This is a genomic window from Mycobacterium paraffinicum (genome assembly GCF_025822865.1).
GTDB lineage: Bacteria > Actinomycetota > Actinomycetes > Mycobacteriales > Mycobacteriaceae > Mycobacterium > Mycobacterium paraffinicum.
This window is the reverse complement of record NZ_JACKUR010000012.1, coordinates 118,788-140,898: the sequence shown is the minus strand read 5'-3', so window position 1 is coordinate 140,898 and position 22,111 is coordinate 118,788. Positions and strand designations below refer to the sequence as shown.

The 22,111-nt window shown below is 67.1% G+C and carries 19 protein-coding genes and 3 pseudogenes; 11 read left to right on the top strand and 11 right to left on the bottom strand.

Going from position 1 to position 22,111, the window contains the following annotated elements; genetic code table 11:
• On the top strand, nt 1-1,509 hold the full coding sequence (locus H7J89_RS02640) for a sensor domain-containing protein (RefSeq protein WP_264036216.1): 1,509 nt from the start codon (nt 1-3) through the stop codon (nt 1,507-1,509).
• Nucleotides 1,510-1,751: 242 nt separating this feature from the next.
• Here the strand turns inward: H7J89_RS02640 and H7J89_RS02635 are convergent, their stop codons facing one another.
• The gene (locus H7J89_RS02635) at nt 1,752-2,624 is read right to left on the bottom strand and encodes an aminodeoxychorismate lyase (RefSeq protein WP_264036289.1); all 873 of its coding nucleotides are present in this window, start codon (nt 2,622-2,624) and stop codon (nt 1,752-1,754) included.
• A 102-nt stretch (nt 2,625-2,726) separates the two neighbouring features.
• Between H7J89_RS02635 and H7J89_RS02630 the strand changes: the two are divergent.
• From H7J89_RS02630 to H7J89_RS02620, 3 genes and pseudogenes are all read left to right on the top strand, one after another.
• Nucleotides 2,727-2,801 (top strand): annotated as a pseudogene (locus tag H7J89_RS02630) (16S rRNA (guanine(966)-N(2))-methyltransferase RsmD); the annotation flags it as partial.
• Complete coding sequence (ygfZ, locus tag H7J89_RS02625) at nt 2,798-3,892, top strand: CAF17-like 4Fe-4S cluster assembly/insertion protein YgfZ (protein WP_264036214.1); 1,095 nt, start codon at nt 2,798-2,800, stop codon at nt 3,890-3,892. The pseudogene H7J89_RS02630 and the gene ygfZ, both read left to right, overlap by 4 nt.
• A 146-nt stretch (nt 3,893-4,038) precedes the next feature.
• On the top strand, nt 4,039-4,224 hold the full coding sequence (locus tag H7J89_RS02620) for a DUF3073 domain-containing protein (protein WP_264036212.1): 186 nt from the start codon (nt 4,039-4,041) through the stop codon (nt 4,222-4,224).
• Between the two features lie 61 nt (nt 4,225-4,285).
• Here H7J89_RS02620 and purM read toward each other — a convergent pair whose 3' ends face one another.
• The 3 genes from purM to H7J89_RS02605 form a co-directional block, all read right to left on the bottom strand.
• The gene (gene purM / locus H7J89_RS02615) at nt 4,286-5,380 is read right to left on the bottom strand and encodes a phosphoribosylformylglycinamidine cyclo-ligase (RefSeq protein WP_264036210.1); all 1,095 of its coding nucleotides are present in this window, start codon (nt 5,378-5,380) and stop codon (nt 4,286-4,288) included.
• Nucleotides 5,381-5,451: 71 nt separating this feature from the next.
• Nucleotides 5,452-6,978, bottom strand: coding sequence for an amidophosphoribosyltransferase (gene purF, locus H7J89_RS02610; protein ID WP_264036209.1), 1,527 nt, complete (start codon nt 6,976-6,978; stop codon nt 5,452-5,454).
• Nucleotides 6,979-7,117: 139 nt separating this feature from the next.
• The gene (locus H7J89_RS02605; RefSeq protein ID WP_264036207.1) at nt 7,118-7,507 is read right to left on the bottom strand and encodes a sterol carrier family protein; all 390 of its coding nucleotides are present in this window, start codon (nt 7,505-7,507) and stop codon (nt 7,118-7,120) included.
• A gap of 19 nt (nt 7,508-7,526) precedes the next feature.
• On the opposite strand from H7J89_RS02605, the pseudogene H7J89_RS02600 reads away from it, so the two are divergent.
• Nucleotides 7,527-8,740: pseudogene (locus tag H7J89_RS02600) on the top strand (MCE family protein).
• Here H7J89_RS02600 and H7J89_RS02595 read toward each other — a convergent pair.
• From H7J89_RS02595 to H7J89_RS02575, 5 genes are all read right to left on the bottom strand, one after another.
• A complete protein-coding gene (locus H7J89_RS02595) occupies nt 8,722-9,357 on the bottom strand; it encodes an Rv0804 family intramembrane glutamic endopeptidase (protein WP_264036205.1) in 636 nt (211 codons plus the stop codon). The pseudogene H7J89_RS02600 and the gene H7J89_RS02595 overlap by 19 nt on opposite strands.
• 19 nt (nt 9,358-9,376) lie before the next feature.
• The gene (gene purL, locus H7J89_RS02590; RefSeq protein ID WP_264036203.1) at nt 9,377-11,674 is read right to left on the bottom strand and encodes a phosphoribosylformylglycinamidine synthase subunit PurL; all 2,298 of its coding nucleotides are present in this window, start codon (nt 11,672-11,674) and stop codon (nt 9,377-9,379) included.
• Between the two features lie 49 nt (nt 11,675-11,723).
• Nucleotides 11,724-12,071: a VOC family protein gene (locus H7J89_RS02585; protein ID WP_264036201.1), complete on the bottom strand. Its 348-nt coding sequence runs from the start codon at nt 12,069-12,071 to the stop codon at nt 11,724-11,726.
• Between the two features lie 70 nt (nt 12,072-12,141).
• Complete coding sequence (locus H7J89_RS02580; protein ID WP_264036199.1) at nt 12,142-13,668, bottom strand: multicopper oxidase family protein; 1,527 nt, start codon at nt 13,666-13,668, stop codon at nt 12,142-12,144.
• A complete protein-coding gene (locus H7J89_RS02575) occupies nt 13,665-14,087 on the bottom strand; it encodes a hypothetical protein (RefSeq protein ID WP_264036197.1) in 423 nt (140 codons plus the stop codon). The genes H7J89_RS02580 and H7J89_RS02575 overlap by 4 nt, the downstream gene beginning before the upstream one ends.
• Nucleotides 14,088-14,397: 310 nt before the next feature.
• Between H7J89_RS02575 and H7J89_RS02570 the strand changes: the two genes are divergently transcribed.
• Both H7J89_RS02570 and H7J89_RS02565 read left to right on the top strand, forming a co-directional pair.
• Nucleotides 14,398-14,847, top strand: a complete 450-nt coding sequence (locus H7J89_RS02570) for a nitroreductase family deazaflavin-dependent oxidoreductase (protein ID WP_264036196.1) — start codon at nt 14,398-14,400, stop codon at nt 14,845-14,847.
• 47 nt (nt 14,848-14,894) lie between these two features.
• Entirely contained in the window at nt 14,895-15,263 is a 369-nt protein-coding gene (locus tag H7J89_RS02565; RefSeq protein WP_264036194.1) for a DoxX family protein, read from the top strand.
• A 12-nt stretch (nt 15,264-15,275) separates the two neighbouring features.
• On the opposite strand, the gene H7J89_RS02560 is transcribed toward H7J89_RS02565, so the two are convergent.
• A complete protein-coding gene (locus H7J89_RS02560; RefSeq protein WP_264036192.1) occupies nt 15,276-16,544 on the bottom strand; it encodes a M18 family aminopeptidase in 1,269 nt (422 codons plus the stop codon).
• A 130-nt stretch (nt 16,545-16,674) separates the two neighbouring features.
• Here H7J89_RS02560 and H7J89_RS02555 point away from each other — a divergent pair, with 130 nt between their 5' ends.
• The 3 genes from H7J89_RS02555 to H7J89_RS02545 all read left to right on the top strand — a co-directional run bounded on the left by H7J89_RS02555 (nt 16,675) and on the right by H7J89_RS02545 (nt 19,283).
• The gene (locus H7J89_RS02555) at nt 16,675-17,685 is read left to right on the top strand and encodes a Dyp-type peroxidase (RefSeq protein WP_264036190.1); all 1,011 of its coding nucleotides are present in this window, start codon (nt 16,675-16,677) and stop codon (nt 17,683-17,685) included.
• Entirely contained in the window at nt 17,682-18,479 is a 798-nt protein-coding gene (locus H7J89_RS02550) for a family 1 encapsulin nanocompartment shell protein (RefSeq protein WP_264036188.1), read from the top strand. The genes H7J89_RS02555 and H7J89_RS02550 overlap by 4 nt, the downstream gene beginning before the upstream one ends.
• A 63-nt stretch (nt 18,480-18,542) precedes the next feature.
• Nucleotides 18,543-19,283, top strand: coding sequence for an SDR family NAD(P)-dependent oxidoreductase (locus H7J89_RS02545; RefSeq protein ID WP_264036186.1), 741 nt, complete (start codon nt 18,543-18,545; stop codon nt 19,281-19,283).
• Nucleotides 19,284-19,297: 14 nt separating this feature from the next.
• Here the strand turns inward: H7J89_RS02545 and H7J89_RS02540 are convergent.
• Nucleotides 19,298-20,991, bottom strand: a pseudogene (locus H7J89_RS02540) (MOSC domain-containing protein).
• A gap of 204 nt (nt 20,992-21,195) precedes the next feature.
• On the opposite strand from H7J89_RS02540, the gene H7J89_RS02535 reads away from it, so the two are divergent.
• A complete protein-coding gene (locus H7J89_RS02535; RefSeq protein ID WP_264036184.1) occupies nt 21,196-22,068 on the top strand; it encodes an alpha/beta fold hydrolase in 873 nt (290 codons plus the stop codon).
• Nucleotides 22,069-22,111: the final 43 nt, after the last annotated feature.

Below are 22,111 nucleotides of genomic sequence, written 5' to 3'. Positions count from 1 at the left end.
ATGCCGCTGTTCATCAGCTACTCGAGCCAAGACAGGGCGGCGGTGGACGCCCTGACGGCCGCGCTTCGGCGCGCGCAGCAACAAGTTTGGTTCGATCAAGAGCTGGGCGGCGGCGAGTCGTGGTGGAACAAGATCCTCGAGCAGGTCCGCTCGTGTGACGTGTTCATCGTTGCGCTGTCCAACAACTGGCTGCAGTCCAAGCCCAGCCAGGCCGAGTTGCGATACGCGCGGGCGCTGAACCGGCCGATCCTTCCCGTGCGCATCGGTGACGTCGACAGCATGCGCGTGAATCCCCTTGCCGCACTGCAGATCATCGACTACCGGGAACCGACCGTCGACGCCGGCATCCAACTCGTTACCGCGGTACACGCGCTGCAAAGCAAGCCGGTGCCGTTGCCGGACCCGCTGCCCGAAGAGCCGCCCGTGCCGTTCGGGTACATCACCCGGTTGGGCGACACCCTCGCCGAAAAAGAGCTCAGCCCGCAGGCGCAGACCCAGCTTTTGATCGAACTCAGGCAGGGACTCGACGAGGACGGCGACGATCCCAGCGCGCGCGGCGACATCGGGCAACTGTTGCGCATGCTGCGCCTGCGCCACGACGTCACATACCGCACCCGCACCGAAATCGACAACGTGCTGGCCGAGATCGAGGCCAAGGACAGTTCGTCGGGGGGGCCGTCGCAGGCGAAGACGCCGACCCCTGCCGCACCGCAGCCCGCCGCCGCGGCGACACCCGCCGGGCCGTCGGCCGGGGCCGCAGCGCCCGTAGCGGCGGGCGGGTCCAGCAAGCGGTTGATGATCCTCGGCGGCACCGCGGCGGCGGTCATCGTCGCGATCGCGGTCGTCGTCGCATTGGTTATGCAGGGGGGCAAGACGAAGCCGTCCGCCAAAGCCGGCGGGAACCCGAGTTCGGCGGCGCCCAGCGCCCCGGCCACCGGGAACGCCTCGACGTTGGATTCGTACCTGCTCGGCCCCGCCGATGTCGGCGCCGTCGTCGGCGACCCGAACCTCGTGGTCTCCGAGAAAGCCGCACAGCTCCGCAACTTGCGTGCGACGCTGTCCAACCCGGACTGCAAGGGCGCGTACGAACCCATCGAAGAATCGGCCTATAAGGACGCGGACGGCTACACCTCGATGAGCGGGCAGGCTGTGCACACCGCCGGTGAAAACCCGCCGCACCGGGTCTACGAAGCGGTCGTGGGGTTTTCGTCACCCGATAAGGCGGCCGCCTTCGTGCAGACGTCGGCGGACAAATGGAGGGCGTGCGCCGGGCAATCGATCACCGTGAGCTTCAACGGCAAGAGCAGTGGGTGGAAGTTCGGCGAGGTCACCGGAACGGTGCCGAAGATCTTTCAGGAGCGGACTGAAGCGGACGGAACCCGGATCTGCCACCACGCGCTACACGCGGTGTCCAATGTGGTTGTCGACCTGTTGCTGTGCGGTCCCGACGCCGAGAACGGCCAGGCGGGCAAACTCGCCGGCCAGATAGCCGCGAAGGTCAGCCAGTAACCGCTCCTGACATGGAGCGGCCCCCGAGCAAGGCTCCTGGTTGGACAGACCGGAAGCTCGGGGGCCGGGTGGCTACGGGGAATTCGCCAGCGCGCGTAAATCGCCGGCTCTTCGAAAGCCACTGCTGCTAGCGCGCAGCCACCTCACATGTCCATGAAGCTATCAATTTCTCGGACCACCTCCCTTCCTGTGTACGGCCGACCGTACCCGGGATTCCGCAAGCCGACAACACAATTCAGCGCTTAGCGATCGCTGACGATCGCCGAGTCGACCAGTGCAGCGAATTCGGCGGCCAGCGGAGACCGGGGCAGCGGCCGGCCGTCGAGCGTGTGTACGCGGGCGGCCAACGTCATGCTCGAGACCAGCCAGATTCCTTGCGCCGCATTGAGATCGGTGAGCCGCAACGCGCGATAGTCGCAGTCGTAGCCCTTGGCCCGCGCCACCTCGAAGAGGGCCTGCTGCGTGGTGCCACGCAAAATCGGATACCACGGCGGCGGTGTCAGCAGGCAGAGGTTCCCGCCTGTTGCCGTCTCGTCAGCGGCCGCGATCACCACCGTCGAGCGCGGTCCTTCCAGGATGTAGCCATCCGAGCTGACGAAGATCACGTCACCGGCCCCTTGCCGGGCGGCATGACGCAAAGCCGCCATGTTGACCGCGTAGGACAGCGTCTTGGCGCCGGCGAGCAGCCACGGCATCGCGCCGGCACCGCCCGAGGGCAGTCCACGGTCCAACGTCACCGCGGCCAGGCCCTCGCGCCGAACCGCCGTCACTCGTTCGGGGACGGCGTTGACCATCACATAGGTGGTCGGCGTCGTCCCGCCCTCCCGGCCGCGGCTGTAGATCAACCGCATCGCGCCTTCGTCAGCGGTATCCGCGACCCACTGCCGAGTGGCCAGGTCGATCGCATCGCGCCAGCTCGGCAGGTCCGGCTCGGGCAGGTCCATCAGCCTCGCCGACTGGGTCAGCCGCTGCAGATGGGACTCGACGAGACAGGGCCTGCCGTCGCGGACCAAAAGCGTCTCGAAGATGCCGTCGCCGCGAACCGCCGCCAAGTCGTCAGCGTGCAGCAGAGGCGCGTCCGGCGGATGAATCGCGCCGTCCAGCGTGACGATCACACCCGCCCGGCCTGCCATGGAGGTAAAGCCTAGCCGCGAATGTGAGGGTGGCCGCACGCTCGCCGGACGGGACGCCGGGGTCCGTAGAGTTGACGTGTGTCTCGCGCCGGCGACGATGCAGTGGGGGCACCTCCCGCTTGCGGGGGACGTAGCGATGAGGAGGAGCGGCGCACATGAACGCAGTCCCCGCACCCGATGCCGGACCCGACGCGGGCGCCGTCTGGCATTACGGCGACCCCCTGGGCGAACAACGCGCGGCCGAAACCGCTGCAGTCGTGGTGGACCGCTCAAACCGCGCAGTCCTCACCCTGACCGGTCGCGATCGCCAGAAGTGGCTCCACAGCATCTCCACCCAGCACGTCAGCGACCTCCCCGAGGGCGCCAGCACGCAGAACCTCAGCCTTGACGGTCAGGGCCGCGTAGAGGACCACTGGGTCCAAACCGAACTCGGCGGCACCACCTACCTGGATACCGAACCCTGGCGCGGCGAACCGCTGCTGGAATACCTGCGCAAGATGGTCTTCTGGTCTGATGTCACTCCGGCTGCCGCCGACATGGCGGTGCTTTCGCTGTTGGGCCCGCGCCTGTCCGACCGGGCGGTGCTCGACGCGCTCGGCGTGGACGCCCTGCCCGCCGAGCTGACGGCGATCCCGGTGGCCGGCGGGGGCTTTGTGCGGCGGATGCCCGGCGGCGCGGCCGGCCAGATAGAACTGGATTTGGTGGTCCCGCGCGGCGACTCCGCCGGCTGGCAGAAACGTTTGGTGCAGGCGGGCCTGCGACCCGCGGGGGTCTGGGCGTACGAAGCGCACCGGGTGGTGGCGCTGCGCCCGCGATTGGGCGTCGACACCGATGAGCGCACGATTCCGCACGAGGTGGGGTGGATCGGCGGTCCCGGCGAGGGCGCCGTCCACCTTGACAAGGGCTGTTACCGGGGGCAAGAGACCGTCGCCCGGGTGCACAACCTCGGTAAACCACCCCGGATGCTGGTGCTGTTGCACCTCGACGGTTCGGTCGAGCGGCCCTCGACGGGTGACCCGGTGGTTGCCGGCGGTCGCGCGGTCGGTCGCCTTGGCACCGTGGTGGATCACGTGGACCTCGGGCCGGTGGCCCTGGCGCTCATCAAGCGCGGGGTGCCGGCGGACACGGAATTGGCGACCGGCCCGCAGGCTTCGGTGGCTGCGGTCATCGACGCCGATTCGCTGCCACGCACGGAACAGATCGGCGCGGGACGGCTGGCCGTTGAACGCTTGCGGGGCGGTGCGAGATAATTGTGAATGACGTCCGCCACAGCGGCAGGGGGCGCCGACGCCCGACCGTAAGGCACGGTAAACTGTCGGCAGGACAATAACGAAACCAGGAGATCGGAGCCGCCTACACGTTAGGCCGCTCCGTTATTGCGCGAGGGGGTTCCCCCATGGGCCGCGGCCGGGCTAAGGCAAAGCAGACCAAGGTTGCTCGAGAACTCAAATACAGTTCCCCGCAGACCGACTTCCAGCGGCTTCAGCAAGAGCTGGCAGGAACGGGTGCCGACGAATCCACCGAACTGGAGGACGACGGCGTCGGCGACTCCTGGGCAGACAGCGACGACTGGCGTCGCTAAGACTCACGCCGCTGCGCCGCTGCCATCCGCTCCGGCACGGCGCTAGCCCGGCTCCCGCCTTTTAGAATCTCGGGTGCTGCCCGACGAGCTTTGCCCGCGGGCCTTCTTTACCGCCTTTACAGACGATTCCCAACACCCAGCAGTCCAAGTGCCGGGCGGTCAAGATGGCCAGGGCCCGGTCGGTGTCCTCGGGGGCGACGACGGCGACCATGCCCACGCCCATGTTGAACGTCTTCTCCATCTCCGCCCGCGCCACCCGGCCACGCTGGGCGATCATGGCGAACACCGGTGCGGGCGTCCAGGTCCCGCGGTCGATCTCGGCAACCAGGCCGTGCGGGATGACGCGTTGCAGGTTGCCGCCCAGCCCGCCGCCGGTGACATGGCAGAACGTGCGGACATGGGTTTCGGCGGTCAACGCCAGGCAGTCTTTGGCGTAGATCCGGGTGGGTTCCAGCAGCTCTTCGCCCAGCGTGCGGCCGAACTCTTCGACATAACCCGCCAGGTTCATCCGGTCGATCTCGAGCAGCACCGTGCGGGCCAAAGAGTAGCCATTGGAATGCAGGCCGGAGGAGCCCATCGCGATGATGGTGTCGCCGGGTTTGACGCGTTCGGGACCCAACACGTCGTCGGCCTCGACGACGCCGATACCGGTCGCCGAGATGTCGTAGTGGTCCGGTTCCATCAGGCCGGGGTGCTCGGCGGTTTCCCCGCCCAGCAGCGCGCAGCCGGCGCGCACGCACCCCTCGGCGATACCGGCAACGATCGCGCTGAGGCGTTCGGGCACCGTCCGGCCCACCGCGATGTAGTCCTGCAGGAACAGCGGCTCGGCGCCGCACACCACGAGGTCGTCGACCACCATCGCGACCAAGTCCAGGCCGACGGTGTCATGCTTGTCCATCGCCTGGGCGACCGCCAGCTTGGTTCCCACACCGTCGGTGGACGCCGCCAGCAGCGGTTCGCGGTAATCGTTGCGCAACGCGAACAGCCCGGCGAACCCACCTAGGCCGCCCCGCACCTCGGGCCTAGTGGCCTTCGTCGCCAGCGGCTTGAACATTTCAACGGCGCGGTCGCCGGCCTCAATGTCCACCCCGGCCGACGCGTAGGTGATGCCGTGGGTGCCCGGGCTTCGTCCGGGGCTTTTTCCGGGATCCGTCATCGCGATAAAGGCTACCGGGCGCCGCCGACCGCCGTTATCAAACGTCTTGGAAGCGGCGCGCCGGACGTCCGTCAGTGGACGATCGGCACTTCGTCGGGTGCCAGATCGTCGAGACCGGCTCCGCGGGCGGCGTTGGTGAGCATGTGCTCGATGACGTTCTTGCCCAAAGCCGTCTCCTCGGGCAGTTCGATCGGATACTTGCCGTCGAAGCAGGCGGTACAGAGCCGCGACGCGGGTTGCTCGGACGCGGCGACCAGGCCGCGCAGCGAGATGTAGCCGAGGGTATCGGCGCCGATGGCATGCCGGACCGCCTCGAGTATCTCCTCTTTGTCCTGTACGGCGTTGGCGATCAACTCGGCCGGCGACGGGAAGTCGATGCCGTAGAAGCAGGGCCACTTCACCGGCGGCGACGCGATCCGCACGTGGACTTCGACGGCGCCGGCCTCGCGCAGCATGCGCAGCAGCGCGCGCTGGGTGTTCCCCCGCACGATCGAGTCGTCGACGACGATGAGCCGCTTGCCTCGGATGACCTCGCGAAGTGGGTTGAGCTTCAACCGGATACCGAGCTGCCGGATGGTCTGGGACGGCTGGATGAAGGTCCGCCCGACGTAGGCGTTCTTCATCAGGCCCTGCCCGTACGGAATGCCGGACTCCTGCGCGTATCCCACCGCGGCCGGGGTGCCCGACTCCGGGACCCCGATCACCAGGTCCGCGTCGACCGCGCATTCACGGGCCAGTCGGCGACCGATCTCCACCCGGGTGGCGTGCACGGACCGGCCGGCGATCGTGCTGTCCGGACGCGCCAGATAGACGTATTCGAAGACGCAGCCCTTGGGCGTGGGGTTGGCGAAACGCGTGGAGCGCACCCCGTCGGCGTCGATCGCGAGCAGCTCGCCAGGCTCGATGTCGCGTACGAACGACGCGCCGACGATGTCGAGGGCCGCCGTTTCAGAGGCCACCACCCAGCCGCGATCCAGCCGACCGAGCGAAAGTGGCCGCACCCCATGCGGATCGCGGCACGCATACAGCGTGTTCTCGTCCATGAACGTCAGGCAGAACGCGCCGCGCACGGTTGGCAGCAGATCCAGGGCCGCCTGCTCCAGCGTGGAATCGGCCGCGCCGTGGGCCAGCAGCGCGCCCAAGATGTCGGAGTCCGTTGTGGCGGGGGCGGGGGCACGCCGGGCGATCAGGCCCGCGTCGCGGGCGCGGGCGGCGAGCTCGGCGGTGTTGACCAGGTTTCCGTTGTGCCCCAGAGCGACGCCGGTACCGGCGGCGGTGTTGCGGAACACCGGTTGCGCGTTCTCCCAAGTGGTGTCGCCCGTGGTGGAGTAGCGGCAATGCCCGATGGCAACATGGCCCGGCATCGCCGCGAGCGTCTGCTCGTCGAACACCTGGCTGACCAAGCCCAAGTCTTTGAAGACGAGGACCTGCGATCCATCGGCGACGGCGATACCCGCAGCTTCCTGCCCGCGATGCTGCAGGGCGTACAAGCCGTAATAGGTGAGTTTTGCGACGTCCTCGCCCGGGGCCCAAACCCCAAAGACACCACACTCTTCACGAGGCGAGTTCAGGTCCTGCTCGGGTTCTCCGACGGTCACGATTGGGCGGCTCCCTGGGGAACGATTGGTGACGTAACGGAGTCTACGGGTCAGACGCCCGCGACCGCGAATTAACAGCGCGTGTTGGGCGGCGAAAATTCCCGCACCCGACCCTAAACCTGCAGTTCAGAGTTGCCATTCAGCCGACACCGAACAAGGGCAGACAGTGTTCGATCTCACCCGCCCGAGCGCCGGAAAGGCTCAGCACACCGGCATCCCTCGCGTCCTGGAAGGACATCATCCCGGTCGCCAGCAGCAGCCACGTCCGCGGATCGGTCTCCACCACGTTGGGAGGCGTGCCCCGGGTGTGCCTCGGGCCGGCGACGCATTGCACCGCGACAAACGGCGGGATACGCACTTCGACGCTGGCGCCGGGGGCCACGGCGGCCAGAGTGCGGGCAGTGAGCCGGACGGCCGCGGCCAGGCCCTCGCGGTCGGGGGCCGGCAGGGATTCGTCGCGCAACCAATCCGCCACCGCCAACACGGCCTGCCGGGTCTTTGCCGGATCGGCCTTCTCGCGGGCGGCCATACCCTAGGGTCTCAAACTCATGGAGCGTCGTCGCTTGCGGCGCGGGCCACCGTACAAGACCGTCGGCCTCGTGACGGTCATCATCATGGGTTTGGCCGGGTCGCTCCTGTACCTACAGTTCCGTGGCGACCTCACGCCGATGACGAAACTCACCATGGTCGCCACCCGGGCCGGACTGGTGATGGATCCAGGATCCAAGGTCACCTACAACGGGTGCAGATCGGCCGGGTGGCGAGCATTTCCGAGATCACCCGCGACGGTAAGCCGGCCGCCAAGGTGGTCCTCGATATCACCCCCCGGTACGTCAGGATGATCCCGGCTAACGTGGCGGCCGCCATCAAGGCGACCACGGTCTTCGGCAACAAATACGTCGCGCTGAACTCGCCGCCTCGGCCCGCGGCCCAGGCGATCACACCGTCGACCGTGATCGACGCGAGGTCGGTGACGACCGAATTCAACACCGTGTTCGAGACGCTCATCTCGATCGCGGAGAAAGTCGATCCGGTCAAGGTGAATCTGACGCTCAGCGCGGCCGCACAAGCCCTGACGGGATTGGGCGACAAGTTCGGCGCGTCTGTGGTCAACGGCAACACGATCCTCGACGACGTGAATCCCCGGATGCGCGAAATCCGCGCCGACCTTCAGCGGCTGGCCGCGCTCGGTGACACGTATGCCAACGCCTCCTCGGACTTGTGGGACGCGCTCGACCACGCGGTGACCACTGCGCGTGCGCTCAACCGCCAGCAAGCCGACCTGGACGCGGCACTGCTGGCGGCGGCCGGACTGGGCGGCACGGGCGCCGACGTATTCGGTCGCGGCGGACCGTACTTGGCGCGGGGGGCCGCCGATCTGGTCAGTTCCAGCCAGTTGCTCGACGAGTACAGCCCGGAAATCTTTTGCACCATCCGCAATTTCAACGAAGTCGGACCCAAGATCCACAACGCCCTCGGCGACAACGGCTACTCGCTGGGCGCCCACGCCGCGGGCGCGATCGCCGGCGCGCCCAATCCGTACATCTGGCCCGAGAATCTGCCGCGGACCAACGCCAGGGGCGGCCCCGGCGGCCTGCCGGGCTGTTGGCAGACGATCACCCGACAGCTGTGGCCGGCGCCGTTCCTGGTGATGGACACCGGCGCAAGCATGGCCCCCTACAACCACTTCGAAATCGGCTCACCACTTTTCGTCGAGCATGTGTGGGGTCGGCAACTGGGCGACTACACCATCAACCCGTGACGCCGCACGCCCAGCGCGGCGATCGCGCCGGCCTCGTTGATGGCCAGGTGCACCAACATGGGCGCGGCGATGCTGCCGGAACAGTCTGCCAGCCAACCGAATACCCAGCCCGCGATGCCCGTCACCAGGACGGTTCCCACTACCGGGTCGCCCGCCGACCTTGCGTCCGCGACGTGGGAGAGCCCAAAGCACGCCGCTTGCAACAGCCTTCCACCCGACCTGCCACACGCCCCGGAAGCGGCGACGGTCAGCGCGGCGCGAAACGCCGCCTCCTCGGCCCAGACGGTCCCGACGGGGATCCGCAGCAACAACCAACCGGACACCGATCCGGGGGGCTCCCGCTCGGCCATCGATGCCCGCACCAACGGCACGGCCGTCGTCGCCGCGATCACGCTCGCCGCCGCCGCGCCGGCCGCCGACCCAAGCCGCAGCCCCGCCCACAGCCGCGGCGGAGACAGACCCAGCGGAGCACGCGTCACCAGCACCAGCAGGCCGGCCGCACCGGCCTGCACCGCGGCGCGCCACGCCATGGGCAGTCGCGGGCCGACGAAGCTCCAACCAACCAGGGCGGCGGCCAAAGAAAACGCTTCCGCCCGCCGAAAACCGTTTCGGCCCATCAGGATTCGCTGCGAGGACTCATCCGAAGAGGCGGGGCAGCACCGCCTCGGACGTCTCGCGCAGTTCCTCGAGCGACACGGTGAACAGGCCCTGAACCTCCACCGCGTCCGAGGCCTGATCGACGACGCCGATGCGCACCGCGGGTAGCCCCCGTGCCTCACACATCGCCCGGAACCGGCTCTCCTCGGTGCGCGGCAGCGCCACCAATACCCGGCCCGCCGACTCGGAGAACAACGTGACGAACGGATCGGCACCCTCGGGAAGCACGATGCGGCAACCGGTTTCGCCCGCCAGGGCAGCCTCCACGATCGCCTGCGCCAACCCGCCCTCGGACAGGTCGTGCGCCGCGGACACCAGCCCGTCGCGGGAGGCCGCGGTCAGCACCTCGGCCAACAACTTTTCGCGCGCCAGGTCGACCGCGGGCGGCAGCCCACCCAGGTGATCGGCCGTCACTTGCGCCCAGATGGAGCCATCGAGTTCATCGCGCGTATCGCCCAGCAGCATCAGGGCCTCGCCCGGTTCGCCGCCCAGACCGGTTGGGATGCGCCGGCCGACATCGTCGAGCACACCGAGCACACCGACCACCGGCGTGGGCAGAATCGCCGCCGACCCGGTCTGGTTGTAGAAGCTGACGTTGCCGCCGGTGACCGGAATACCCAGGGCCGCACAACCATCGGCCAGCCCCCGCACCGCCTGAGCGAACTGCCACATCACCCCGGGATCTTCCGGAGAACCGAAATTGAGGCAGTTGGTCACCGCGACCGGGGTGGCGCCGGTGACGGCGACGTTGCGGTAGGCCTCCGCCAGCGCGAGTTGGGCTCCGACATAGGGGTCGAGCAGCGTGTAGCGCCCCGACGCGTCAGTCGACAACGCGATTCCGCGGCCGGTGGTTTCGTCGACGCGGAGCACACCGCCATCGGCGTGCTCGGCCAGCACGGTGTTGCCGCGCACGTAGCGGTCGTACTGCTCGGTGATGAAGGCGCGGCTGCACAGGTGCGGGCTGCCCAGCAGCGCAAGCAAAGTCACGCGCAGTTCCTCCCCGGTCGTTGGCCGCGGCAGGCTGGTGGACCGGTCGGCGTTCAGGCCGTCCTGCGATTCGGGCCGCGCGACCGGCCGCTGGTACACCGGGCCCTCGTGCGCCACGGTGCGCGGCGGCACGTCGACGATCGTTTCGCCGCGCCAGGTGATCCGCAACCGGTCGCCGTCGGTCACCTCGCCGATCACCGTGGCCAGCACCTCCCATTTGCGGCAAACCGCCAAGAAGGCGTCCACGTTCTCCGGCGCCACCACCGCGCACATCCGCTCCTGCGACTCGCTGCAGAGCACCTCCGCGGGCGTCATGTCCTTGGCCCGCAACGGGACCGCGTCGAGCTCGATCGCCATCCCGCCGTCCCCGGCCGACGCTAATTCCGAAGTTGCGCAGGACAATCCGGCCCCGCCGAGGTCCTGGATGCCGATCACCAGACCGCCCGCATAGAGCTCGAGGCAGCACTCGATGAGCACCTTCTCCATGAAGGGGTCGCCCACTTGCACCGAGGGGAGCTTCTTGCGGGACCCTTCGCTGTCGAAGGTTTCCGACGCCAGCACCGACACCCCACCGATGCCGTCGAGGCCGGTGCGCGCGCCGAACAGGATGATCTTGTTTCCGGTGCCCGAGGCGAACGCCAGGTGCAGGTCCTCCTGGCGTAACACGCCGACGCACAACGCGTTCACCAACGGATTGCCGGCGTAGCACGCATCGAAGACCGTCTCGCCGCCGATGTTGGGCAACCCGAGCGAGTTGCCGTAGCCGCCGATGCCACGGACCACCCCGTCGACCACGCGGCGGGTGTCGGGCGCGTCGGCGGCGCCGAACCGAAGCTGGTCCATCACCGCGACCGGCCGGGCCCCCATGGCCATGATGTCGCGGACGATGCCGCCCACGCCGGTCGCTGCGCCCTGGTAGGGCTCGACGTAAGACGGATGGTTGTGGGACTCCACTTTGAAGGTGACGGCCCAGCCGTCGCCGATGTCGACCACGCCGGCGTTTTCGCCGATGCCCGCCAGCATGCCGGCGCGCATGTCATCGGTGGTGGTCTCGCCGAAGTAGCGCAAATGAACCTTCGACGACTTGTACGAGCAGTGCTCGCTCCACATCACCGAGTACATCGCCAGCTCGGTGTCGGTGGGTCTGCGGCCCAGGATCTCGCGGATCCGCTCGTACTCGTCCTCTTTGAGGCCCAGCTCGGCGAACGGCTGCGGCTGGTCGGGGCTGGCAGCGGCGTGCTCGACGGTGTCGGTCGCCTGGGTGCGGGCGCTCGTCCCGGAGACAGTCACGCCAGACAGTCTAGGGCGGCGCCGCTACCGCCGTGGGGTCGCCGCGTGGCTATTGACCGACGACGCAGAAGACGTTGCCCTCGGGGTCGGACAGCACCACCCAGCGAAAGTTGTCACCGAACGTGTGCCGGCCGACCTCCGTAGCCCCGGCGGCGGTCAGCCGCGAGACCTCCGCGTCAACGTCGGAGGCACCGAAATCGAGGTGCACGCGGTTTTTCCCGGGCGTGGGATCGGGCACCTTCTGGAATCCGAGCCGGGGTCCTTCCGACAAGCTCACCGCGGTGAACTCGTCGGCCAGCAATTCCTGCGTCGTGCCCCCGAACTGCTCGGCCCACCATCCGGCCAGCATCGCGGGGTCGCTGCAGTCGAAAGTGATCATCTCCACGTTGAGCGCCATACCGCCAGACCTTAGGCCTCGGAATGACTCGGGTGGAAGGACTGCACGCATCGCCGAGGTGACCCGGCGGTTAAGCGATGGTCAGGAAGTCGGCCATCATGGCCATGTCCTCGTGCTCGAGGTTGTGGCAATGCAGAAGGTACGAGCCGGCGTAGTCGGTGAATCGGGTGAGGACTTCCACCGCCCCGGCCGGGCGGACGTCCACGGTGTCTTTCCAGCCCACGTCGAAACGTCCGGGTGCGCGGTTGTTGCGGGACAGCACTTGGAAGGAGTTCAGGTGCACATGAACGGGATGGTGGAACTCGGTGATGAACCGCCAGACTTCCGTCGTGCCGATCCTCGGACGCGCCAGCGGCCGACCCGGTTGATACGGCAGGTCGTTGATCGTCCATAGCCCTCTTCTGCCTAGGCGGAAGAGGAAGGTCCGAGTGCCCACCACTTGCTCTCGGCTTAAGGGGATGCTTGTGCTGAGCCGCTCGGGGATCGCCGAATCATCGGAGCGGTCGGCGCCCACGATGTCGAATCGCATAACCTCGGCGGCGCTTCCGGTAACCAACAGGTTCAGGAGGCGCACGCTTGTTCCCCTTTGGTAGCGGCCGAAGTCGACCATGACCTCGAAGCGTTCGGCCGGAGCGATGTCGATGAAGTCATGGCTTACCGGCCGCGCGAGCAATCCGCCATCACTGCCGATTTGCACCAGCGCCGACCCTCCGGGCGGCTGCGGGTCCAATTGCAGCCGGTAGCGACGGGCGTTGGATGCGTTGAGTAGCCGCAGGCGATAGCGGGCAGGATCGGCTTGCAGCACCGGCCATGGCGCACCGTTGACAAGGATGACGTCACCCAGGACGCCGTTCATGTAGTCACCCGTCACCCCGCCGGAGTCAGCGACGGGGTACCGAAACGAATCATCGGCGGCGAACGCACGATCGGTGATCATCAGTGGGATATCGCGGAAGCCGCGAGGCAGCGGCAACGCGTCTTCCTCGTCGTCGTGGACCAGGTGAAATCCGGCTAGCCCGCGCCACACCGCGGCACCGGTGTAGCCCATGCGGTGATCGTGGTACCACAACGTGGCGGCCCGCTGATCCATCGGATAAACGTATTCACGTTGTCCGACAACGCTATTGCGTGCCATGTCCATAGCGGCGGGTTGACCGGCCTGCGGCAGGATGAAATCGGTCGGGTACCCATCGTGGTCCGGCGGGGTGTGCCCGCCATGTAGATGTACCACCACCGGCACCGGCAGAGCGTTGCGGTGCCGCACGACGGTGCGTCGGCCGGACCGTGACGCGATCGTGGGGCCCGGGAAGCTCGTGTTGTAAGTCCATGCCGCAGTGGTTGTCTCGGGCAGGATACGCAACTGCGTGACCTGTTGCGTGATCTCGTAGTAGTCGGTGTGAGCATCGGTGCTCACTGGCGTCAATTGTTCCGGGATCGGCAGCGGGACTTGGTAGCGGGCCGGCAGTTTGGTCTCGCTGCGAATCAGCCGTCCCGACTCGGCGGAGCCCAGCAGTGCGTGCGACATCGGCCAGCCGGCGCCCACGACGCCGATCCCTGCCGCGGCGGCGCCCAACCGTAACGCGCTGCGCCGATTCACCGAGTCACATCCTGCTGCTCCGCGGGAGGGTGTGCGGTCAGCGGCAGGCGCCAAACCGACGCGGTCAGCTGCAGGATTCCGGCAATCAGCAGAACCCCGAGCGGAACGTGCAGGCCCGTCAGCCGCAATTCGCCCGAGGCGAACTCGGCCACGAAGAGAACTGTCACGAGCGTACCGACCGCTATCGGCCACCGCGGCCCGCCTGTCCTGCTGACGATCACGAGCGCAACCACCTGCACGACGGAGAGCACCGTGGTCACTCTGGCGCCGACCGAGTGCAGCATCAGTGCGTTGTACTGCCCGCCCAGGAAGCTGCCGGCGAATGCGGCCTGAGCCACCGCCAGGATCGCCAACGTGGCGGTGGTAGCCCGGGCGACTACCCGGGGCCAGCGTCGGCCCTGCCAGTTATCCGATGTCATTGCGGCACACTCGCTCCGCCTAGGGCTTCGTCGATGCTGTTCTTCCGCCGGATTTGGCTTGCGTCACGAAACCGCCAGCTTGCGTACAGCTTGGCGCCAGTCATGGTTCTCCTTCGGGGCGTCGGACATCCGTGCTCAGGAATGACGACGAGACGGCGCTGCGAAAAGTTACGGACGCAGTTGTAACTTTCTGCGCCACCGATCCGTCCTTGAATTACGAGCTGCGAGTGGGCGCCGGTTACCGCCTCGGCGGTACCCCGTCACAGCCGATTCCACGCTCACCGCAACGGAAAAGACCCAAGGAGAAGTGATGTCGAACCCGACGCCGCCCCGGTGGCTGAAGCCGATGAACAAGTTCATGATCGCGATGCAAAAGCTCGGCGTACCGACGGGACCGCCCATGGTTTTGACGGTGCCGGGCCGCAAATCCGGGAAGCCACGCAGCACGCCGATGACACCCTTCAGGCTGGACGGACAGCTTTTTGCCGTGGCCGGATTCCCCGGTGCCGATTGGGCACGCAATGCGCGCGCCGCCGGCGCCGGGACGCTGCGCAAGGGCCGAAAGGTGCGGCGCATCAGGATAACTGAGCTGAACGCCGAGCAAGCTCGCCCGGTGTTGCGGGAATACCCGAACGAAGTGCCGGTCGGTGTTGGCTTCTTGAAGCGCTCGGGCCTGGTGCGCCACGGCCATCCCGAAGAGGTCGAGGCGCTGGCCGGCCGGATCGCCGTGTTCCGGCTAGACCCCATTCCGGCGAGCTGACGCCGGACCATTCCGCTATCGGTCGACGATCCCCGAAAGCCACCAACATGCACACCGCGTACCTGGTCGTGACAATAATTGCCGTTGCCCTCGACGGATTTTCGGGGGTGAGCGCGCTGCTCCATTTCGCGCCCATCATTCCGCCCATGAGACGGGCCGGGGTTCCGCTGTCCTGGCTGAGATTTCCCATCGGCACCCTGAAAACCTTGGGCGCACTTGGGCTTGTGGTCGGACTGTGGGTTCCGGCAATCGGTATCGCGGCCGCGGCCGGGCTAACCATCTTCTTCGTCTGCGCGATGTACACCCACGTACTCGCCAACGATATTTCCGGTCAGTTCGTCTTCGCCGGGTTCCTGCTCACGCTCAACGCCGCGACCTTCGCACTGACCCTGACCGCCCACGCCGCTGCCGTTTAGGCCTGAGGAACCTCAGAATGAGTCAGGCGAAAGGAACGCGCGCATCGCCGCCGAGTAGGTGCCTATGTCGTGGGCGCCCATCAACTCGCGCGCGGAGTGCATCGCCAGCTGTGCGGCGCCGATGTCGACGGTGGGGATGCCGGTCCGGGCCGAGGCCAGCGGCCCGATCGTCGACCCACAGGGCAGGTCGGCGCGGTGCTCGTAACGCTGCAGGGCGACCCCGGCCTGCTGACAGGCCAGTGCGAAGGGGGCGGCCGTGCGCCCGTCGGTGGCATAACGCAGGTTCGGGTGCACCTTGAGCACCGGCCCGGCGTTCACCTCGATGAGATGGCCGGGTTCGTGCCGCTCCGGATAGTTGGGGTGGGTGGCGTGCGCCATGTCCGCCGAGGCCAGCAATGACTCGGGCAGCCGACGCAGGAAATCCTCCCGGGTGCCGCCGGCGGCGAGCACGATCCGCTCGAGGACGGTGCTCAACAGGTTGGACTGCGCACCGTGATCAGAAGACGAACCGACTTCCTCGTGGTCGAAAAGCACCAGCACAGGCAGGACGCCCCGCGGCTCGGCAGCCAGCAGAGCCTCCATCCCCGCATAACAGCTGGCCTGGTTGTCCAGCCGGGGAGCGCTGAGCAGGTCGCCGTCGGCGCCGAGCACAATCGATCCGGTGAGGTCGTGGGTCATCAGGTCGGCCGCCAGCACGGCGGCCGGCGCAACCCCGGCGCGTTCCGCGACGAAGTCAACGAACGATCTGGTTTCGGCGCCGGCGCCCCAGACCGCGTTGACGTGCCGCTGGGGGTCCAGCGTCAGTGATTTGCGGTCCTCGGCCAGGTGAATGGCCAGCTGCGGCACCCGAAGGATCGGCTCGTCTATCCGGACCAGCCGGTGCTCGATCCCCGGGCCTTGATTCGAGTGCACCGATAACCGTCCGCTGATGCCCAGGTCGCGGTCCAGCCAGGAGTTAAGCCACGCTCCGCCGTACGGCTCCAGCGCCACGACGCGCCAACCCGCGACCAGCCGATCCGGATGCTGCTTGACCCGCAGGTTAGGGCTGTCGGTGTGTGCGCCGACGATCCGGAACGGGCCGTCGGGCCCGTCGGAATTCCAGGCGACCAGCGAGCCGGCCCGCACGGTGAAGTAGCGACCCGGTTCGTCCGGCCAGCGTTGGGCCTCGCTCAGTTCGGTGTATCCGGCGGCAGTCAGCCGCGCCGCCACCGTGGCACAAACGTGAAACGGCGACGGAGAAGCGTCGATGAAATCGCAGAGGCCTGCGGCGCTGGCCGACATGTCCAACATCATGGCTGTCGACCGCAACGGAGTTCACGCTAGGTCCGATTGCGCGGCTCTCCCCCGCAAGCGGGGGGACCCCCAACCGCGCACTTCCTGCGCTCGCCGTCGCCACGCTAGGGTCGCCCATGTGCCTCCCGTCCAGCCACAGCCGATCCTCGAGCCATTGACGCCTGCGGCGGTCTTCCTGGTAGTGACCATCGACGGCGGCGGAGAAGCGACAGTGCACGACGCGCTGCCCGATATTTCCGGACTGGTGCGCGCGATCGGCTTCCGCGAGCCGCCGAAACGGTTGTCCGCCATCACCTCCATCGGCTCGCGAGCCTGGGATCGCTTGTTCTCCGGTCCGCGTCCCGCCGAGTTGCACCCGTTCGTCGAACTGGAGGGCCCACGGCACACCGCACCGGCCACGCCCGGGGACCTGCTGTTCCACATCCGGGCCGAGAGCTTGGACGTGTGTTTCGAATTGGCCGACCGCATTCTGAGGTCAATGGCCGGTGCCGTCACCGTCGTCGACGAGGTGCACGGATTCCGCTACTTCGACAACCGCGACCTGTTGGGCTTCGTCGACGGCACCGAAAACCCCGACGGCCCGTTGGCCGTCAGCGCCACCGCCATCGGCGCCGAGGATCCCGAATTCGAGGGCTCGTGCTACGTACACGTGCAGAAGTATCTGCACGAAATGTCATCGTGGAACGCGCTGTCGGTCAGCGAGCAGGAGTTGGTGATCGGCCGGACCAAACTGGAGAACCTCGAACTCGACGACGACCAAAAGCCGGCCAACGCCCACATCGCCCTCAACGTCATCACCGACGACGACGGCACCGAGCTGAAGATCGTGCGGCACAACATGCCGTTCGGCGAGCTCGGCAAGGGCGAGTACGGCACCTACTTCATCGGCTATTCCCGCACGCCGCGGGTCACCGAACAGATGCTGCGCAACATGTTTCTCGGGGATCCACCCGGAAACACCGACCACATCCTCGAGTTCTCCACCGCGGTCACCGGTGGCTTGTTCTTCTCCCCCACTGTGGACTTCCTCGATGATCCACCGCCACTGCCCGCAGCGCCGGTGGCGGAAACGTCTGTTGCACAAGACGGCTCACTTTCGATCGGCAGCCTGAAAGGAACCCCTTCATGAACAACCTCTACCGCGACCTGGCACCGGTCACCGAAGCCGCTTGGGACGAAATCGAGACGGAGGCGACCCGGACATTCAAACGCCATGTCGCCGGGCGCCGGGTCGTCGACGTCAGCGGCCCCGGCGGTCCGGTCACCGCGGCGGTCGGCACCGGCCGATTGATCGACGTGGCGGCACCGTCCGACGGCGTGGAGGCTCACCTGCGGGCGAGCAAACCCCTTGTCCGGCTACGGGTTCCGTTCACCCTCTCGCGTTACGAGATCGACAATGTCGAGCGTGGCGCGCAGGACTCCGACTGGGACCCGGTCAAGGAGGCCGCCAAGAAGTTGGCGTTCGTGGAAGACAGGGCGATCTTCGAGGGCTACGCCGCCGCATCGATCGAGGGCATCCGTTCCGCCAGCTCGAACAAGCCGTTGACCTTGCCGACCGATCCCCGCGAAATTCCCGATGTCATCACGCAGGCGATCTCCGAATTGCGGCTGGCCGGGGTCGACGGCCCCTACTCGGTGTTGTTGTCCGCCGACGTCTATACGAAGGTCAGCGAGACCACCGAACACGGATATCCGATCCTCGAGCACATCGACCGGCTGGTTCCGGGAGACATCATCTGGGCGCCGGCCATCGACGGTGCCTTCGTGCTGACCACCCGCGGCGGTGACTTTGATCTGCAGCTCGGGACGGACGTGTCGATCGGCTACACGAGCCATGATGCGGACACCGTGCAGCTGTATCTGCAGGAGACGCTGACATTCCTGTGCTACACCGCCGAGGCGGCGGTCCCGCTGGGCTCCTAGGAATAAAAGCCGGGGTGCGGCTGCTGTCGGTGAGGCAAATGAACTTCTCACCAGGAGGATCCGATGGCAGCAACGATGGCCGGCTCCACCGCGCTGGTGACCGGGGCCACGTCCGGTATCGGCAAGGAAATCGCGCTACAACTCGCCGAACGCGGGGTTGAGGTTGTGGTACACGGCCGCGACGCCGAACGCGGCGCGAAGACTGTCCGCGAGATCGAAAATGCCGGCGGTAGGGCGCGTTTCGTCGCGGCCGACCTCAACGACGGCGAAGACGTCCGCCGGTTGGCCGACGAGGCGGGGCCGGTCGACATATTGGTCAACAACGCCGGCGTCTACCAATTCGGAGCCACCGTGGACACCGACGATGCGACGTTCGAACAGCACGTGAATGTCAACCTGCGCGCCCCTTACATTTTGGTCCAGCAGTTGGTGCCGGGAATGATCGAGCGCGGCGGTGGCGCGGTGGTCAACGTGAGCACCGTCGCGGCGTCGGTGCCGGCGAGCGGCGCGGGCATCTACGGCGCCACCAAAGCCGGCCTGGAGCTGCTGACGCGCGTCTGGGCGGATGAGTACGGCCGGTCGGGAGTGCGGGTGAACGCGATCGCGCCGGGGCCCACCGACACTCCCGGCGTGGCGGTCCTACCGGGCGTGTTGGACGCGGTGGCGGCCAGCACCGCGATCGGCCGGCCCGCCGAGCCGAGTGAAATCGCCAGCGCGGTCATCTTCCTCAGCTCTCCCGACGCCAGTTACGTCAACGGCGCTGTGGTGCCCGTGAGCGGCGGTCAGCGCGCGATCGCCGCCTGAAGCAACGGTTTTCGTTACAGGTCGAGCACCAGCTCGCCCTCTGGGGCCGCCGAGCAGATGAGTACGGTCCCCTGCTCGGGCGGCTCCAGCGGCGGCTGCAGGTAACTGGCACTGCCGGCGACAACGCCGGTGACGCACACATGACACACGCCGCTCCGGCAGGAGAACCGGGTGGGCACGTCGCAAGCTTCGGCCAGCTCGAGGATGCTTCCGAATCGGGATGACCAGTTGACCGTTAGGCCGCTGCGCGCGAAGGTGATCGACGGGCCCGTCCCCGCAAGTCCCGCCGGCGGGTGCGGTGGCGTACCAGGGGCGCCATCGACGATGCCCGGATTGATCGACGGCAGGGCGCCGAACAGCTCGCTGTGGATCCGCTCGGGGGCCAGGCCCTCCGCGGTGAGTGCGTCGCGCATGTCACTCATGAATTGGGTTGGGCCACAGAGGTACGCAGTGGCGTTAGCCGGGATACCCAGCGCCGCGAGTGCCGACCGGCCCAACCGCCCCTGCGTGTGCGTATAGAACACCGACTGCCGCGCGCGCGGCAACGACTCGATCAAGCCCGCGACTTCGGCGGCGAAAGCTTGTGTTTGAGGACTGCGGGCGGTGTGCAGCCACCAGATCTCGCGGGGGCTGCGGACCGCCGCGAGCGCATGCAACATCGCCAAGACCGGGGTGATGCCGATTCCCGCCGAGAGCAGCAAGACTGGGCCGTCACCCTCGGCGAGGTGGAACTCGCCTCGCGGGGCGGCGGCCTCGACGACCGAGCCCACTTCGACGTGCTCGTGCAACCAGCGGCTCACCAGACCTTGCTCTTCACGTTTGACACTGATGCGGTAGTACCCGGCGCCGGGGTCGCTCGAAAGGGAGTAGCTGCGCAGCGGCACTGGTGCGCCCGCGCCGGGGATTCGTACCGTCAGGTATTGCCCGGGGAGCGCGGGTGGGAGACTCGCATGGTCGTCGGCCTCCAACCAAAGGGACATCACCTGTGAGCTTTCCCGGCGTATTTCACTGATACGCAAGGGACGAAAGCCCTCCCACGCCGGCTGCAGTTGGGCTGTGGATTCCTGTTGCGCTGCCAGCATGTCGCGGAACGACTGCTGCCAGCCCGGGCTGAGCGCGGGGACGTCGACGACCTTGTGAAGGCGGTCGAGGTCGCGGTTCGGCAGATAAAGGAGCGCATCGACATCGGCGACGCTGAGCTCGTGTCTACCACGGTGGGTACGCACGATCTCATCGTCGGCGCGGACCTCTCCCTCGGTGATCACCCGGAAGTAGAATCCCGGACGCCGCTGGGAGACAAGCAAGTTCGGCATCCTGGGTTCGTTCATGCGCAGACCAACGCGGAAACAGGTGACTCTGGGCTGGGTCACCTCGAACTCGGCCCCACCGATCCGGTAGCGGTCACCGATGCACACATCGTTGTCGGGCAGCCCGGTGATCGTGAAGTTCTCTCCGAAGTGGCCGGGCGCGAGGTCGTCGCGACCCAGGTAGCTCCTCCAGAAGTCGTAAGACTCGGTCTGGTAGACCATTACGGCGCGCTGCTCACCGCCATGGCCGCCGAGATCGCCCTGCGCGTCGCCGTCGATGTTCAGGCGGCGCACCATGACGACCCCTCGACCGGTCTTTTCCAGATCCCGGTGTAGACGGTCTTGTCATGCCACCGAACGTTCTTGGGCATGCCGACGTTCACCGAAATCAGCTTGCCCACTATTCACCTCCTGGCTTCGCCAGTGTGATGGCCGGCCCAGAATATGCCGCTCCGCGCCGGAGGGCAACAGGTGGCGGGACTGTTGCACCGTGCCGACTCTGGTGCATACTGGGTCGTACAACCCAAAATGCTCCGCCGCTGGAATTGAGTGCACCTCCGCCCAGCGCGTGGTGTTCGAGGGACGAAAACTGAGGAGGAAATGTCATGGCGGCTGTGCATCATCGATACGCCACCGTCGACGGCCACCGGCTCTTCTTCCGCGAAGCGGGCGACGCGAACGCTCCCGCGCTGGTGCTGTTGCACGGGTTTCCGACCAGCTCCTACATGTTCCGGCATCTGCTTCCGGCACTCGCTGACGACTTCCACGTCATCGCGCCGGATCACCTGGGATTCGGTCTTTCCGACGCGCCGTCCGTGCAACAGTTCGACTACACCTTCGACGCGCTGACCGACCTCACTGCCGGGTTGCTACGCGCGCTCGGCGTCGGCAGATACGCGATGTACGTCCAGGATTATGGCGCGCCGATCGGCTGGCGGCTGGCGTTGCGCGACCCGTCGGCGATCACCGCGATCATCACCCAGAACGGCAACGGCTACGACGAGGGATTCGTCGACAGCTTCTGGAAGATCGTGCGGGCCTACCAACGCGAACAAACGCATGAGACGGAGGCCGCGGTACGGCAATTCCTTACGCTGGACGCAACCCGATGGCAGTACGTCACCGGCGTTCCCGACGAGACCCTCGTCAACCCGGAATCGTGGCATCACGACTACGCGCTCATATCGCGGCCGGGCAACGACCTGGTGCAGCTGAAACTGTTGCGAGACTATGCCACCAATGCGCCGCTCTATCCGCGCTTGCACGAATACTTTCGAGCCAGCCAGGTGCCGCTGCTGGCGGTGTGGGGTCGCGGCGACGAGATCTTCGGTCCAGCCGGCGCCGAGGCGTTCGCCGACGATCTGCCGGATGCCGAGATTCGCCTGCTCGAGGGCGGCCACTTCCTGCTGGAGTCCGCACTGGACGACGTCGCCGCGCTGATCGGCGGCTTCCTAACCAAGGTTGACATGACCGCCTGACCGGTTCCGGGATCAATGGGTTGGATATCCCATAGTTCCCGAG